A 15,269-nucleotide genomic window follows, 5' to 3' on the forward strand; every position below is an offset into this window, starting at 1 on the left:
AGTTTCGTAGGGGCCGCCCTCCGTGGCGGCCCGCCAACCACCGATGACTTATCCCGGGCACGGGCTCGCTCCGAGCCGGGTTGATCCGCTGCTCTTTTGTAGCCGGCCTCTGTGAGGCCGGGCCTTCGCGAGTCCCGAAGCACCGGCCTCACAGAGGCCGGCTACAGAACGCCGCGGTCCGGACGTCACTTGTTCGGAGCCTTAGCCGGGGCCTTGTTGGGCGTCACGGTCACGTTGTCGTAGTAGATGTCGGAGCCCGGCTCGGCGTCGGTCACGTTGGTGACGTACCCGTACAGGGCGGCCGCGCCGGCCCGGTTCGGGCTCGGGTCGCTGAACGTGGCGGTCCACTCGGCCGGCTCGGCCTCGCCCCGCTTCCACACCTTCGCCTTCAGCTCGGCCGTCTTCTCGGTCTGCTCGACGGTGAACTTGACCGTGTACCACTCGCCCGGCTGCCAGTCGAACGGGACCTCGTGGCCGATCCGCGGGCGGGCGTCCCACGAGGTGAGGCGCAGGGTCCGCTTGCCGGTCGCGGGGTCGGGCTTGCCGTCGAGGACGAGCGTGTACCGGCAGTTCACGAGGCCCATGTCCGGCATCCGGTCGCGGACCTTGGTGCCCTGCATGTCGGCCTGGACCGTGTAGTCGGTCGCCTCCGGGGAGGTGATGTACCCGTTGGCGCGGGCCAGCGGGGGCCGGGCGTCGGTGTTCGCCTTCGAGAGCACGAGGCTCCCGTCGTCGAGCTTCTTGGCCAGGTACTTCCCTTGGACGTTCACCCACCCGCCCGGGGCCGCGCCCGGGGGGAGCTTGTCGAAGTTCTGGGCGTAGGGGATCTGCGGCACGACCCGCACGCGGGCGCGGGCCTTGAGCCCGCCCGCCTGGAAGTCCACGTACCCCTGCTGGCTCGGCACCGGGGCCAGCGCCAGCACGCCGTCGGCGATGGTACCCTGGAGCGCCGGCGGCGGGGTCGTCGCACCCTTCGGCAGCGGCGGCACCGGGAGCGACCACTCGCCCTTCGCGTCGTGCTTCACCTCGCGGCCGTTGGCGTCGAAGAAAACCGCCCGGAACGTCACCTTCTCGCCGGGCTTCGCGGACGCGTCGGCCGGGAACAGCCGCACGCCGGCGACCGCCCCCTCCTTGAGCGGCGCCTCCTCGGGCCCCGCCTCGTACTTGCCGGCCCCGGCCTTCGCGCCCGCGTCGGCCAGGGCGTACAGATCGGTGCGGGTCGTGAAGTAGACGCGGCCGTTGACGGCGATCGGGGTGCAGTTGGTCTCGGTCGGGAGCCCGTCCTTCGCCGGGAACTTGTACTCGAACGTTTCGTCCGGGTCCGGGGCCTTCTCGCCGTTGAGCTTGTAGATGAGCATCCGGCCCTTGACGTCGAAGACGTACAGCTTCCCGTCGGCGACGAGCGGCGCGCCGCGGACCTCGGTCGCGTACCGGGACTTCCAGAGCATCTCGCCGTCCTTGGCCCGGAAGCAGAACAGCTCGCCGGTGTCGTCCGGCACGTACAGGAGCCCGTCGGCCAGCGCCGCCGACGCGAGGCCGAACCGGTTCGCGAGTTCGCGGTTCCGGTTCGCCTTGTACTTGCGGCGGAACGTGTCCCACACGACCTTGGGGTCCTTCGTGGCCGGGTCGATCTGCGAGGCGTCGAGGCACACGATGCGGCCGATCGGCGCGCCCTCGGGGTTCTCCTCGCCGTGCGAGAAGTACACGAGGTTCCCGCTGACGACCGGCGAGCCGTTGATGACCCCCTTGGCGAGCTGCTTGCTCCACACGACCTCGCCGGTCCGCACCTTCAGGGCGTGGACGCTCCCGTCGGCCCCGCCGGTGAGCAGCAGCCGCTGCCCGCCGATCACCGCCACGACGGGGATCGAGTAGTACGTGCCGTAGAGGGTGTCGGGGCTCAGGGTGGACCACCACACGACCTCGCCGGTCTTCGCGTCGAACGCGACGAACCGGTTCAGCCCGCGGGCCAGGTCGCCCCAGCTCCCGTTCACCATGCCGATGATGACGAGCCCGCTGTCGAACACCGGCGACACGATGCGGCCGCCGTACCCGGTGACCCGGCCGAACTCCTCGGTGAGATGCCGGGTCCAGACGAGCTTCCCGGCCCTATCGAGGCACAGCAGCGCGCCGGCGGTGGTGTGGGCGTAGACGTGCCCGGTGGCGGGGTCGGCCGCCAGCGTCGTCCACCCCAGGCGGCTGGAGACGATGTCGGTGTGGTACACGCTGACGCGGTACTCCCAGAGCTTCTTGCCGGTCTTCTCGTCGAAGCACACGACCTGCTCGGCCTCGCCCAGCCCCTCGCCGGTCCCCTGGATGATGTACAGCCGGCCGTCCATGACGAGCGGGGCCGAGCGGCCGCCGAACGGCTGGGTCCAGGCGACGTTCCCCTTCTCCTTCTGCCTCGGGTCGAACTCGGCCGGCAGGCCGGTCTCCTTCGAGTGCCCGTTCTGCTCGGGGCCGCGCCAGTGGACCCAGTCAGCGGCCCCCGCGGCGGACACCAGCGGGGCGGAGAGGAGGGCGAACAGTGGCAGCAGGAAGAGGCGGTACGGGTGCATGTCGGACCCCTGGGGCAGCGGTGGAACTCCGCGGACCATTCTACTCGTTACGGCGCCGGCGCACCGGCCCGCACCACGCGGCGGGCCTTCATCTCGAACCGGGGCAGGCTCCCGCACGGGACCGCCGACACCTCGACGCGGAACAGCAACTCGTCGCGCACGGCCCGGCCCACGCTGTCGGCGAGGTCGCGGCCGTCCCCGTCCCGCGGCTCGACCTCGATCCGCAGGTCGGCGAGCGAGCCGCTCGTATCGACGACGATGCGGTACTCGGCGACCTGCGGGAACCGGCGGACGATGGACTCGATCGACGCCGGGTACAGGTTGTTGCCGCGGACGTGGATCATGTCGTCGGCGCGGCCGAGGATGCCCCCGGCGAGCCGCCGCCAGGTGCGGCCCGCGGGGTCCGCGTCGGTCGCGACCCGCACGAGGTCGCCGGTGCGGTAGCGGACCAGCGGGCTCCCGGTGCGGCCGAGGTTCGTGATCACGAGTTCGCCGAACTCGCCGGGGGCCGCGGGAGTATTCGTGTCGGGGGCCAGCACTTCCGCGAGGTACTGCGACTCGAGCAGGTACATCGTGCCGCGCTGGTCGTGGCTCTCGACCGCGACCGGGCCGATCTCGGTCATGCCGTAGTGGTCGAACACCCGCGCCCCCCAGACGGCCTCGATCCGCTCGCGGGTCGCCGGGATGTTGCCGCCGGGCTCGCCCGCGACGACGAGCGCCCGCACCGGGCCGCTCGCGAGGTCGATCCCCTCCTTCGCGGCGAGTTCGGCGAGGTGGAGCGCGTAGGTGGGGGTGGCGAAGACGACCGTGCAGGCGTGGTCGATGAGGAACCGCAGGCGGGCGGTGCTGGTCATGCCGCCGCCGGGGACGCACAGGTAGCCGGCCCGGGACGCCGCCTCGAACGCCGTCCAGAACCCGAGGAACGGCCCGAACGAGAACGGGAAGAAGATGATGTCGCGGGCCGTCAGCCCCATGAACGGGAAGCTGACCCGCCAGCACCCGAGGAGCCACTCCCACGACTCGGGCGTGTCGAGCCACCGCAGCGGCCGGCCCGTGCTGGTCCCCGAGGTCTGGTGGAGTCGGGCGTAGTTCTCGAACGGGAACGTCAGGGCCGAGCCGTAGGGCGGGTGCTCGCCCTGATCGGCGGCGAGTTCGGCCTTCGTCGTGAACGGGAGCTGTGCGAAGTCGGCGAGCGTTCGGACGTCGTTCGGCCGCAACCCAGCGAACTTGCCGGCGTAGAAGCGGTTCGCGGGGAGGATCGCGGCGAGCAGCTCGCGGACGCGGCCGAGCTGGGCCGCCTGGAGTTCGGGGGTGGGAGTTGTGGGAGACACCACGGACAAACTCCCGATCGGGGCCGGCGCGAGTGGCGGCGTCCGATGAGACGCAGGCAGGGTCGACGGAAATATACGGTCCGGGCGCGAGCCGACAAGCCGCCAAGTGTTGGGGCATACCGCCCGAAATTGTGCGCTTTACAAGAATTCCTCAAGGCACGGCCGATGCCAGTCGGCACGCGATCACAGCGGCCGCAGTTGGCGGACCGTTTCCGGCACCAGCACGCGCCAGCCGCACTCGCCGGTGTCCAGTTCCAGGCCGTCGAAGCTCATCTCGTGCAGCCGGCCCGACACCTGTGACGCGTCGGAGAGTTCCGCAACGACCGGCCGGCCGAGCAGCCCGATGCGCCACTTCCAGTCGGCCTCGACCGCGACCCGCTCGCCGGCCAGCAGTCGCCCGTACTCGTAATCGAGCTTGCGGACGACGACCTCGGCCGCGGTCGCCGCGTCGATCGGCCGCCCGCCCACGATCTCCAGCGAGGTCGCGTCCGGCAACCCGGCGGCGGCGAACTCCGCGGCGGTCTGGGTCAGGTTCAGCCCGATCCCGACGACGACGGCGGTGGTGTTCTCGATCAGGATGCCGCACACCTTCTTGCCCCGAACGAGCACGTCGTTCGGCCACTTGATGCGGGCCTGCACGCCGGTGAGCGCGAGGACCGCCTCGCCGACCGCGACCGCCGCGAGTGCGGTGAGGACCACCGGCCGGCACAGGTCGGGCGGGGGCCGCAGGGCGACCGACATGAGGAGCGAACTGCCGGGCCGCGACTGCCACACGCGGCCGTACTGCCCGCGACCGGCCGTCTGGAAGTCGGCGACCACCACGAGCCCGCTCTCGTGGTGCGCGGCGAGTTCGGCGGCGGTGGTGTTGGTGCTGTCGAGCCGGTCGAAGAGCAGGACGCGGCGCCCGATGTTCGCCGTGTCGAGGGTCCACGAGTCGCGGGGGGCGGGGGCGGTCACGCGAGGTAGTCCAGGCCGATGTCCAGTGCCGGGGCCGAGTGCGTCAGCGCACCGACGCTGACGCGGTCCACGCCGGTCCTCGCGATGTCACCGACGGTCACCAGGTTCACGCCGCCGGACGCTTCGAGCAGCACGCCGGGGGCGACCGCGTTGCGGCGCGCGACCGCGGTGCGGAGTTGATCGGGCGTCATGTTGTCGAGCAGGACGATGTCGGCCCGCACGGCGAGCGCGACCTCGAGTTGTGCGAGCGTGTCCACCTCGACCTCGACCGGCAGGCCGGCGTTCCCGGGGTGCGACCGGGCCGCCTCGACCGCCCGCCGCACGTCGCCGCCAATGCCCGCGAGGTGGTTGTCCTTGATGAGGATGCCGTCGTACAGCCCGATCCGGTGGTTGTGTCCGCCGCCGCACCGCACGGCGTACTTCTCGATCAGCCGCCAGCCCGGGGTGGTCTTGCGGGTGTCGAGGATCTTGGCGGACGAGCCGGCGACGGCGGCCACGAACTTCTGCGTGAGCGACGCCACGCCGCTGAGCCGCTGGAGGAAGTTCAGCGCCGTGCGCTCCGCGGCGAGGACCGAGCGGAGCGGGCCGTCGACGGTCGCGATCACGATCCCCCGTGTCACAGGGGAACCGTCGGGAACTACCGCCTCGAAGCGCAGGGCCGGATCGACGGCCGCGCACACCAGTTCCGCGGCCGGGATGCCGGCGACGACCCCGGGCGAGCGCGCGACGAACGCGGCCCCGCACGTGGTCGCCGCGGGGATGGTCGCGAGGCTGGTGCGGTCGCCGGTGGTGCCGAGGTCTTCGGCGAGGGCGAGGTCAATGAGGCGGCGGCACGCGGCCGCCTCGTCGGGGGTGAAGCTGGGCATGCCGAGATTGTACGAGGCCCGCCCGGAAGCGCGGACCCCTCTGTGGCAGACCGAATCTATTGGGTTCGTTCCTGACTGGTGGGGCAGGCATTCTTGCCTGCCTCCAACCGCCTCCAGCGGCAGGCAAGAATGCCTGCCCCACCAAGTGCAACTGCTACACATCCGGCGTCACGGGATCATCGGCAGCGCCATCGGTGCCGGCGGGAGCGGGCTCGCGGGCAGGAGTTCGACGGCCTTCTTGAAGGCGAGGTCGAGCTGCTGCGCCGGGTGCATCTCGAGGACGTGCGGGGTGACGCCGACGCCGTTGATCGCCGCCCCGCTCGGGGAGAGCAGCTTGGCGATCGTGAGCCGGACGCCGCCGGACCGGCCGGTCTTCGGCTGGCCGCCCGCGTCCTTCTCGTCGAGCGCGTCGAGGCGCACGGGGTACTGGACCGCCCCCTTGCCGAAGGTGGGCATGCCGACGAGCGTGGCGCGGCGGTGGTCCTTGAGGGCGGCCGCGAGCACCTCGGCGGCCGAGGCGGTTTCGCTGTCCACCAGGACGACGACCGGGAGGTCGTGGGCGCTCATGCCGCTGTCGGACGAGAACGGCTGGTTGTCGACCTGTGCGGTCTGCCCCTGGGTGGTGACGATCAGCCCGGCCGGGATGAGCCGCTTGGCGGTGTCCACGCCGGCGAGGAACGAGCCGCCCATGTTGCCGCGGAGGTCGATGACCAGCGCCCGGACGCCGCGGGCCTTGAGCCCGTGGATCGCCTCGTCGAGTTCGCGGGGGGTCGTGGCCGCCATGCGGCCGATGCGGGTGTAGCCGATGGCCCCGTCCTTCCCGGGCAGGGAGTCCTTCGGGGCGGCGACGGACGTGCCGTAGACCGTGGGGACGACGACCGGCAGGCGGGCGACGAAGGCCGGGACCTCGGCGTCCTCGCCCAGAACTTCCAACTCGTGGTAGCCGTCGACGGGGGTCCGCAGCGCCTCGGCGGCCGCCGCGGGGGTCGCGGCGGCCATCGCCTTGCCGTTCAGGGTGGCGACGCGGTCGCCCTTCCGCAGCCCGGGAACCTCCAGCGCGGCCCACGAGCCCGGGGCGATCCCGGCGACGACCAGCCCGCCGTCGGCGTACCCGAGGTACACGCCCTGGGCGGTGAGGTCCGGCGCGGCCGCGACGGACTGCGGGTTGTACTGTGCGGGGTTCAGGAACACCGTGTACTCGTCGAGCCCGGCGCACGACCCGCACACGATTTCGAGGACGAGCGCGGCGCGGATCCGGGTGGCGAACGCGGCGTCGGCCGCGTCGAGCAACTTCGGGAGGAGCCGGCGGGCGTCGTTCGCGTTGGCGACCGGCTGCCGCGCCCACGACGAGCGGAGCGAGTTGCGGAACCCGTCGGCCTTCGCGGCGGCGGGGCTGTCGAGGTACACCTGGCGGAACACCGGGTTGTCCAGCGCCCGGGCGAGTTCCTCGATGCCGTGCTCCCAGAGGATCTGCGGCGTGGCCCGCTCGCGGTCGACGTACAGCACCGGCACCTTGGTGAGCACCTCGGCGAAGAGCCGCATCGCGTCGAGGGTGGACATGCCGGCGGCGAACTGCTGGAACGCCGGGTCGCGGTGGCGGCGGACCTGTTGCGAGCGGCGGAGGGCGTGGTTGAGGCGCTCGCGGACCTCGGGCGAGTTCCGCTCGGCGACGAACAGGTGGCAGTAGGCGGTGAACGCCGCCTCCCAGTCGTTGGCCTTCTCGGCCGCCTCGGCGCCCGCCCGCCACTGGGCGGGGGTGAGCTTGTTCGGCTTGTGCGGTTGACTTGCGTCGTCGGCCCCCTGGCCGAGCGTCGGAGTGACGAGCACGAAGAACAGGGGAACGGTCACCCCGCTGCTCACCCGGCGGATTGTCGCCCACGCGGTCATTGCCGATGTCCTTTGGTCAGGAGTTCATCGCGTCAGTGCGCTCGGCTGATGGGTGCGGGGTTCGAGGGGAGAGGGTGGGGACCGAACGACCACATGGAGTTCGATAGTAACCACTTCACGCCGCCCGCGTCAAACCTTAGTTTGTGCTGTTACAGGAAAGTGACGCCCGGGGGTCGGGTTCGCCGGGCCAGCGGCCCAAGCAGGGACGCCCCGGGGGGTCGGGTTGCGGCGGGCGCCCCGGATCGGTACACCCTCTCGGTAGCATTCGCCGGTTCCCCGATCGGTCACCCAATGTCCAGCCTCTCCCAGCCCGACCCGCTCCGCCTCGAAACCGTGGCCCGCGCACACACGGTCGTCATCAAGGTCGGGACCAACGTCCTCGCCGACGCGACCGGTCAGCTCGACCGGTACCGCATCCAGTCGCTCGCCGACCAGCTCTCGCGGGTCCGGGCGGGGGGCCGCAAGGTCGTCCTGGTGACCTCCGGGGCCATCGGGGCGGGGGTCGGGAAGCTCGGCCTCGCGAAGCGGCCCACCGACCTGCCCCAGCTCCAGGCCTGCGCCGCGGTCGGGCAGTCGGCCCTGATGCAGCTCTACCAGGAGAGCCTCGCCCCGCACGGCGTCCACACGGCCCAGATCCTCCTGACCGCCGGCGACTTCGACAGCCGCGCCCGCTACCTGAACGTCCGCAACACGATCCGCACGCTGTTCGAGTACGGCGCGCTGCCGATCATCAACGAGAACGACACGGTCGCGGTCGCGGAGATCAAGTTCGGCGACAACGACCACCTCGCCGCGATGGTCACGAACCTCCTCCGCGCCCCGCTCCTCGTTCTGCTCACGAACGTGGACGGGCTCTATTCCGACGATCCCCGCAGCAATTCGGATGCGAAATTAGTCGCCACCGTTCCCAATATCGACCGGTCGGTGACGGAACTGGCCGCGAACACGAAGAGCGCCCTCGGCACCGGGGGGATGAAGAGCAAGCTCCGGGCCGCCCGGCTCGCGACCGCGGCCGGCGAGTCGGTCGTCATGGCGAACGGCTCCCTCGACGGCATCCTCGACCGCGTGTTCGCCGGCGAGCCCGTCGGGACGCTGTTCCTGCCGCACGGCGACGACGTGCCCGCCTGGAAGCGCTGGCTCGGGTTCACCGCCCGGCCGAAGGGCACCCTGCGGATCGACGAGGGGGCGACCCGCGCGGTCGTCGAGCAGGGGAAGAGCCTGCTGCCGGTTGGGGTTACGGCGGTGGAGGGCGAGTTCGGAAAGGGCGACGTGGTGGCGATCTGCGACGCGGCCGGGGTCGAGATCGGCCGCGGGCTCAGCAACTACTCCGCAGAAGACGCACAACTTCTTCGCGGAAAGCAAACGGACCAGATCGTAAGTCTCCTCGGGAGCGTCCCTTACCCCGAGTTGGTCCACCGCGACAATTTGGTCGTGGTCAGTTAGGATACCGGCGGGTCGTCGTCTTCATTGTGACAACGACGCCGGACCGCTTCTCTCATTGAACTGACCGGCGATGCCCCACGGGTCCGCGAAACCGCCCGAGAGCCCCGGCTCCGGCCCCACTGGCTCGCCCCGCCGCGTGGAGTTCGAAGCCCTGTACGCGCAGCACAGCCGCGAAGTTTGGGCCCTGGCTTACGCCCGGTGGATGGACTCCGACCAGGCGATGGACGTGACGCAAGAGGCGTTCCTGCGGCTGTGGAAGCAGTGGGAGGCCGGCGACGACATCCAGAACCCGCGGGCGTGGCTGCTGCGGGTCGCCCGGAACCTCGCCGAGGACTTCGCCAAGAGCGCCTTCCGGCGGAACGGGACGCAACCGCCGGAACTGCTGAACGGCGTGCGGTCGTCGCAGCCGATGCCGGTGGAGAAACTGGAACAGGAGGAGATGTTCGCCCAGTTGCGGGCCGTTCTGGAAGAACTGGCCCCGGCGGACCGCGAGATCCTGACCCTGAGGTACGCCCTCGATTACGACGCGAACACGATCGCCGAGCGGCTCGAAATTGCCGTCACCGCGGTCCACATGCGGCTGAGCCGCGCCCGCCAGCGGCTCGCCGAAAAACTTTCGACCCACGGAGATTTCGGTTCCGCCCAACCCCGAACCGATGACTGAACCATGAGCACGACCAACCTCTCCGACGACTCGCTCGACGCGATGTTCTCCACGTTCTTCAAGGCCCAGGTGAAGCACCCGTGGCCGGTCGCGCCGGCCCCGGGCGCGCACAGCGAGCCGTCGTCCCTGGCCGCGGCCCGCGCCGCCCAGGTCGACGCGCCCCGCAACCAGCCGGTCGCCGCCGGCCGCGACGCGGGCAACAAGTCGCGGTACACGCTGGCCGCCTCGGTGGCGCTGCTGATCGGCACCTGCTGGACGCTCTCCAGCGGGTTCCAGTCGGCCGACCGCCCGGCCCCGGGCGGCGCGCCGAACGGCCCTTCGATGAACCTCAACCCCATGACGGCGTCCGACCCGGACGCCCTCAAGGAACTCCGCAAGGAGAAGGCGCTCAACGGCAACACCGACGGCTTCACCGCCCCGAAGATCGAACTCCCCTGATCCGCGGCGAGCCAGAAAACACGGAGAGCCGGCCCAACAGGGCCGGCTCTCCGTGTTTTCACTTGTCGAAGCGGCGTTGGAACGGGTGACGTGATTTCCCCTCACCCGCCGCGAAGAGCGGCGACCTCTCCCCGTCGGAACGGGGCGAGGTGTTGCCTCGGGTCTTCCCCACAGCGTTGCGGTCCGGTGAGAGTGGGGTGACACCGGCGAGCCCCACCTCGCCCCGTTCCGACGGGGAGAGGTCGCGACGAGGCTCTGCGAGTCGCGGGTGAGGGGCAGCCACCTCCACCCACATCAACCACGCGGGCCGGTCACAGCCGGTCGCTGTAGCGGCGGCGCGACTTGCCGAACACGGCCTTCTTCTGCTGCGGCGCGGCGGGTGCCGGACCGGTCGGGCCGGTTGCGCCCGGCGCGGCGAACGGGTCGTCGGTCGGGGCCGCCTCGCCCGGGCCGACGCCGAGCTTCTCGATCGGCCCGAAGTCGTCCTCGACCCCCCACCCGTGCTCGTCCCGCTTCACCTGCGGGGGCGGGGGCGGCGGCGCCGCCGTCGGCGACGACACCCGCCGCGGCGTGTACCAGTCGCCCGGGATCTCGTCCCGCTCGATCAGGCGGTTGATCATCACCTCGATGTCGGTGAGCAGCCCGCCCTGTTCCGGCGTCGCGAACGCGATCGCGATGCCGTCCCGCCCGATGCGGCCCGTGCGGCCGATCCGGTGGACGTAGTTCTCGATGTCCATCGGCAGGTCGTAGTTGACGACGTGCGACAGCCCCTCGACGTCGATCCCGCGGCTCATCACGTCCGTGGCGATTAGGAACTTGATGTCCCCGGTGCGGAACGCGGCCATGATCTTCTCGCGCTGCGTCTGCGGGAGGTCGCCGTGGATCACCGCGGCCCCGGCCACGACCCGCTTCAGGTCGCGGTACAGGTTGTCGGCCCACCGCTTCCGCTCGACGAAGATCAGGCACTGCCGCGGCTTCTCGCGGGCGATCACCTTGGTGAGCAGCGCGAACTTCTTGTCGGCCTCGACGGTGAAGTACGACTGCCGGATCTTGTCCACCGTCATCGTCGCCGGCGTCATGTGCAGGTGGACCGGGTCGGTCATGTAGCGGTTGACGAGCCGCTTGATCGTGTCCGGCACGGTGGCCGACATGAGGAGCGTCTGCCGCTTGAGGGGGCACCGCTTCAGGATCCGCTCGATGTCGGGGCGGAACCCGATGTCGAGCATCCGGTCGGCCTCGTCGAGGACGACGTACTTCAGGTGGTCGAGCGTCATCGACCCGCGGCGGAGGTGGTCGAGGAGGCGGCCGGGGGTGCCGACGACGAGGTCGCAGCCGCGGGCCAGCCCGGTGAGCTGCTTCTGCATCCCGGTGCCGCCGTACACCGCCACGACCGAGAACCGGGCGCTGGGGGCGAGCTTCTCGGCCTCCTTGGAGACCTGGAGGGCCAGTTCCCGCGTCGGCGTCATGACGAGGCCGATCGGCCCCTTGAGCTTGTGCGGCCGCCACCGGGCGAGGAACGGGAGGGTGAACGCCGCGGTCTTGCCGGTCCCGGTCTGGGCCTGGCCGATCACGTCCTTGCCGGCGAGGGCCGGAGGGATGACCGCTTCCTGGATCGGCGTGGGGTGGGTGTAGCCCGCTTGCGCGAGGGCGTCCAGAACGGCGCGGTTGAGCTTCAGGTCGGCGAACGTCATCGCCGGATCGGTTTCCGGTGGCGGCGCGTTCTCGTGGTCCGGGTCCGCGGTCGGGTCGGTGTCGTCCGCGCCCTCGGCCTCCGGGGCGTCGGTGTCGAGGTCATCGGTCTCGTCGGATTCGTTGTCGGCCTCGGCCGTTTCGTCGTCGGTGAGGTCTTCGTCGCGATCGTCCAGCTCGGGGGCGGGATTAAAGTCCCCGTCGGTTGGGGGGGTCAACACTGGCTCCATCGGTTGGCGTCTGTCCGCCTCGTGTGTGCGACTCCGCGGTGCGGCGGACGGTGGTGGTGTCCGCGGATCGGCCAACCGGGGTGACGCGCGAACGCGGCCGCGGCCGGCAGGAAGGGTGTGCAGCGACACACCGGACTTCCAATTCTCGTTCATCTTAAACCGTGATGGCGGTCCTTGTCCACCCGGGTTCCGCGCGCGGCGCTATTCAACGAGTCGCGCGTCGCCCCAGTTCACGCCGCCCCGCACGCCGCCGCCCGGCCCGAACTCGACTTCGAGAACCAGTTCCTTGGCCCCCGCCACGTCGACCCGCACCGGCACCGCCTTCCCCGCGGTCAGGTCCGCCAGCCCCGGCACGGTTTGATCCTTCCCGTCCACGCGGACGCGCACCACGACCGGCCCGCGGCCCCGGTCGGGGTCGAGCCCGACCACCGCCTCGAACCGCTTGTACTTCCCGCCCAGGTCGTAGGCCAGCGTCGTCTTCGGGTGGGTGCCGATGCCCTTGTCGAAGGTCGAATCGCCGTCGGCGAGGGCGAGGCGGAGCGGCAGGCCGCGGGCGGTGCGGTCGGGCTGCCACGGCCAGGTGACGCCGAGGAACGCCGCGTACTCGGCCCTCGCCGGTTTGATGTCGGACAGGTACGTCGCCTTCGTCTGGAACACGTCGAGCGCGACCACCTCGGCGAGGGGGAGCGCGACCTTCTGGCCGAACGTCGTCTCGCCCCTCAAGCCCCCGTTGGCGACCGTCGCGTTCACGAGGGCGAGCCGGGTGCCATCGGACAGGACGACCCGCAGGAATGGCCCCTTCGGCTTGCGGGGCCGGGTGAGGAGCGGGTTGAACGCGACCGCACCGACGTCCGCGGCCGGGACGTCGCGGGGCTCGCCCTGGTCGGGCCGGAGGCGGAACGTCGGGGCGTCCGCCGCGATCCCGATCACGCCGCGCGTCGTGTCGCCGTTCCGGAACCGCACCACGTCGCGGTTCTTGTTCCCCGCGGTCCAGGCGTACCGGGCCGGGTCGGGCGGCGTGTCGGCCGGGGTGTCGGCGGTCCACAGGACGGCGGCCGCCGAGAGCGGGACCAGCCACGCCTTCTCGCTGTCGGTTCCGACCGCCGCGGCCGCGAACCGCAGCGCGTCGCGCTCTCCGCCGACGAGCGCCCCGGGAATTCGGTCGCCGTTGGCGGTGACGAGTTGCGGGCCGGTGGGGAGCGGCGGGACGGGCCGCGCGACGCGGCGCACGCTCAGCACGTCCTTGAGGTCGGCCGCGCCGACGCGCGCCGTGAAGTCGGGCGTGAGTGTGGCGAGCTTCCCGACGACCGGCTCGCCAGCGGCCGTGACGACCACGAACCGGCCGTCGTCCGCGGCGGGGAGGAGTGCGAGAACCAGCGCGAACATCGGCGACCCCCCGGCGTGGCGGACACCCGGGTTGTGATAAGCCCGGACGACGCCTGCGCACAGGGGTCGTTCACATCTCGGGTGAGTGATGCAATTTGTCCGAGCCCGAGCGCCGAGCGAGGGTTCACGCACACCCCTCGCTCGGCGCTCGGGCTCGGACCAGAACGACCTTTTCCGAGTCAGACCCGGAACCCGGCGAGTTCGTTGTTGAGCCCCGAGATCGACTCGCGGAGCTGGGCGGTCGCGGCGTTGAACTCGACCAGCGACGCGGCCGTGCGGCGAATGTTCTCGGACATGTTCCCCATGGCCTCGTTGATGTGCGCCGCCCCGACCTGCTGATCCCGCATCCCCGTGTTCACCTGCTCGAACCGGGTGCTCAGCCCGCCCACCTCGGCGATCACCTGCCCGGTCTGGGCGCTGATCTGCCCGACGCGGGTCACGCTGGTCCGCACCTCGTCGGTGAACTTGTCCATCTGCATCACCCCGGCGGCGACCGCGGTCTGCATGAGCCGCACGAGGCTCTCGATGTCGAGGGTGGCGACCGCGGTCTGGTCGGCGAGGCGGCGGATCTCGCGGGCGATGACGAGGAACCCGCGGCCGAACTCGCCGGCCTTCTCGGCCTCGATGGCCGCGTTGATCGACAGCAGGTTCGTCTGGTCCGCCACCTTCGTGATGGTCGTCACCACGAGGTTGATGTTGTCCGCCTTCTCGCGGATCGAGGTCAGCTTCGCGGAGACCGACGCGGTCGCGTCCACGAGGCCGCCCATGGTCCGCTCCATCCCGCCAAGTCCCTCGCGTCCCGAGGCGGCCAGCGCCGCGGCCTGGTTCGCGCGCTCGTTCACCTCGCCCATCGTGCCGGACAGGTCCTTGCCGGCGGCGGTGATCTCGCGGACCGCGGCCGCGATCTGCGTCGTCATGTCGTTGAGGCCCGTGACCGTGGTCTCCTGCTGGCGGGCGGTCGCCGCGATCTGCGACGCGGCCGACAGCACGCTGAGGCACGACTCGCGGACGTGGTCGACCACCCCGCGGGTCTTCGCCACCATGCCGTTCACGACCACCCACCCGACGCCGATCAGGACCGCGAGGCACGCCCCCCCGACCGCGACCATCACCCGGGTCCAGTAGTGCGTGGCCGCCAGCGCGGCCTGCTCCTCGGCCCGGGCCGCCTCGTCGGCCATCGCCCCGACCCGGTCGGCCACCTCCGCGTGCCGGGCGAACGCGGCCTTGACCCGCTGGTTGAGCACCCGGCTCTTGGCCTGCTGGTCGGCCCGGCCGACGAGCGGGAGGAACTCCTCGCGGACGACCCGGAAGAACTCGAGCGTGGCCGGGTACAGGGCGGTCGTGAACAGCCGCTTGAGGTCGCCGTCGGGGAGGGTCGCCTGGTGCGCGTTGTAGTCCCGCTGGAACGCCGCCTCCGCGTCGAGGAACCGGGCCGTCAGGCGGGCGACCTCGTCCGGGGTCGCTTCGGTTTCCAGCTCCTGGGCCGAGAGGTACGCCCCGCGGACGTACAGCGTCGCCGGCGAGACCCGCGCCTTGAACTCCTGGACCGTCGCGAGCCGCTCGGCCACGGGGCCGCCGACGCGGTACGTGTACGCGACGTAGGCCGCCAGCGACAGCACCGCGACGAGCCCGAGCGCGTTGACCGCGACCAGGGCGAACAGCCGCGCCCGCACGCTGACGTTCTGCAAGCCGGGCATCGCGGGCTCCCCAAAGGCGTCCGACCGGTTCACCGGAAAACTACGCCCAGATTACCACCCGCGGGGAGGAGGGGTGCGGGGACTTGCGCCGCCGGTGCGGATCGCGGGCGGATTCCTGCGGGTTGT

The 15,269-nt window shown here is 71.2% G+C and carries 11 protein-coding genes; 3 read left to right on the plus strand and 8 right to left on the minus strand.

Features of this window, described 5'->3' with window-relative positions:
• Positions 1-185: 185 nt before the first annotated feature.
• The 5 genes from ACTIGN_RS22790 to ACTIGN_RS22810 form a co-directional block, all read right to left on the minus strand.
• On the minus strand, positions 186-2,555 hold the full coding sequence (locus tag ACTIGN_RS22790; RefSeq protein ID WP_439628139.1) for an outer membrane protein assembly factor BamB family protein: 2,370 nt from the start codon (positions 2,553-2,555) through the stop codon (positions 186-188).
• 47 nt (positions 2,556-2,602) lie between these two features.
• The gene (locus tag ACTIGN_RS22795; protein ID WP_439628141.1) at positions 2,603-3,889 is read right to left on the minus strand and encodes a phenylacetate--CoA ligase family protein; all 1,287 of its coding nucleotides are present in this window, start codon (positions 3,887-3,889) and stop codon (positions 2,603-2,605) included.
• A gap of 180 nt (positions 3,890-4,069) precedes the next feature.
• Positions 4,070-4,843, minus strand: a complete 774-nt coding sequence (locus ACTIGN_RS22800; protein ID WP_439628143.1) for a biotin--[acetyl-CoA-carboxylase] ligase — start codon at positions 4,841-4,843, stop codon at positions 4,070-4,072.
• Positions 4,840-5,709, minus strand: a complete 870-nt coding sequence (gene nadC, locus ACTIGN_RS22805; RefSeq protein ID WP_439628145.1) for a carboxylating nicotinate-nucleotide diphosphorylase — start codon at positions 5,707-5,709, stop codon at positions 4,840-4,842. The genes ACTIGN_RS22800 and nadC overlap by 4 nt, the downstream gene beginning before the upstream one ends.
• A 168-nt stretch (positions 5,710-5,877) precedes the next feature.
• On the minus strand, positions 5,878-7,596 hold the full coding sequence (locus ACTIGN_RS22810; RefSeq protein ID WP_439628147.1) for a S41 family peptidase: 1,719 nt from the start codon (positions 7,594-7,596) through the stop codon (positions 5,878-5,880).
• Positions 7,597-7,887: 291 nt separating this feature from the next.
• Here ACTIGN_RS22810 and proB point away from each other — a divergent pair, with 291 nt between their 5' ends.
• The 3 genes from proB to ACTIGN_RS22825 all read left to right on the plus strand — a co-directional run bounded on the left by proB (position 7,888) and on the right by ACTIGN_RS22825 (position 10,141).
• Positions 7,888-9,039, plus strand: coding sequence for a glutamate 5-kinase (gene proB / locus ACTIGN_RS22815; protein ID WP_439628149.1), 1,152 nt, complete (start codon positions 7,888-7,890; stop codon positions 9,037-9,039).
• 136 nt (positions 9,040-9,175) lie between these two features.
• Positions 9,176-9,703, plus strand: coding sequence for an RNA polymerase sigma factor (locus ACTIGN_RS22820; protein ID WP_439628151.1), 528 nt, complete (start codon positions 9,176-9,178; stop codon positions 9,701-9,703).
• Positions 9,704-9,706: 3 nt separating this feature from the next.
• Positions 9,707-10,141 carry a hypothetical protein gene (locus tag ACTIGN_RS22825; RefSeq protein ID WP_439628153.1) on the plus strand — a complete coding sequence of 145 codons (435 nt, stop codon included), beginning with the start codon at positions 9,707-9,709 and terminating at the stop codon, positions 10,139-10,141.
• A 311-nt stretch (positions 10,142-10,452) separates the two neighbouring features.
• Here the strand turns inward: ACTIGN_RS22825 and ACTIGN_RS22830 are convergent, their stop codons facing one another.
• From ACTIGN_RS22830 to ACTIGN_RS22840, 3 genes are all read right to left on the minus strand, one after another.
• Positions 10,453-12,051 (minus strand): DEAD/DEAH box helicase, encoded by a 1,599-nt coding sequence (locus tag ACTIGN_RS22830; RefSeq protein WP_439628155.1) that lies wholly within the window; start codon positions 12,049-12,051, stop codon positions 10,453-10,455.
• A gap of 210 nt (positions 12,052-12,261) precedes the next feature.
• On the minus strand, positions 12,262-13,446 hold the full coding sequence (locus ACTIGN_RS22835; protein ID WP_439628157.1) for an NPCBM/NEW2 domain-containing protein: 1,185 nt from the start codon (positions 13,444-13,446) through the stop codon (positions 12,262-12,264).
• Positions 13,447-13,625: 179 nt separating this feature from the next.
• The gene (locus ACTIGN_RS22840) at positions 13,626-15,143 is read right to left on the minus strand and encodes a methyl-accepting chemotaxis protein (RefSeq protein ID WP_439628159.1); all 1,518 of its coding nucleotides are present in this window, start codon (positions 15,141-15,143) and stop codon (positions 13,626-13,628) included.
• Between the last annotated feature and the right edge of the window lie 126 nt (positions 15,144-15,269).

Origin of the sequence: Gemmata sp. (assembly GCF_051859125.1) — a bacterium.
Taxonomy (GTDB): Bacteria; Planctomycetota; Planctomycetia; order Gemmatales; family Gemmataceae; genus Gemmata.

Bases quoted from the DNA above. Each gene is read 5' to 3' on its own strand.
- nadC (WP_439628145.1), bottom strand. From the start codon at position 5,709: ATGCCCAGCTTCACCCCCGACGAGGCGGCCGCGTGCCGCCGCCTCATT.
- ACTIGN_RS22790 (WP_439628139.1), bottom strand. From the start codon at position 2,555: ATGCACCCGTACCGCCTCTTCCTGCTGCCACTGTTCGCCCTCCTCTCC.
- proB (WP_439628149.1), top strand. From the start codon at position 7,888: ATGTCCAGCCTCTCCCAGCCCGACCCGCTCCGCCTCGAAACCGTGGCC.
- ACTIGN_RS22810 (WP_439628147.1), bottom strand. From the start codon at position 7,596: ATGACCGCGTGGGCGACAATCCGCCGGGTGAGCAGCGGGGTGACCGTT.
- ACTIGN_RS22840 (WP_439628159.1), bottom strand. From the start codon at position 15,143: ATGCCCGGCTTGCAGAACGTCAGCGTGCGGGCGCGGCTGTTCGCCCTG.
- ACTIGN_RS22835 (WP_439628157.1), bottom strand. From the start codon at position 13,446: ATGTTCGCGCTGGTTCTCGCACTCCTCCCCGCCGCGGACGACGGCCGG.
- ACTIGN_RS22825 (WP_439628153.1), top strand. From the start codon at position 9,707: ATGAGCACGACCAACCTCTCCGACGACTCGCTCGACGCGATGTTCTCC.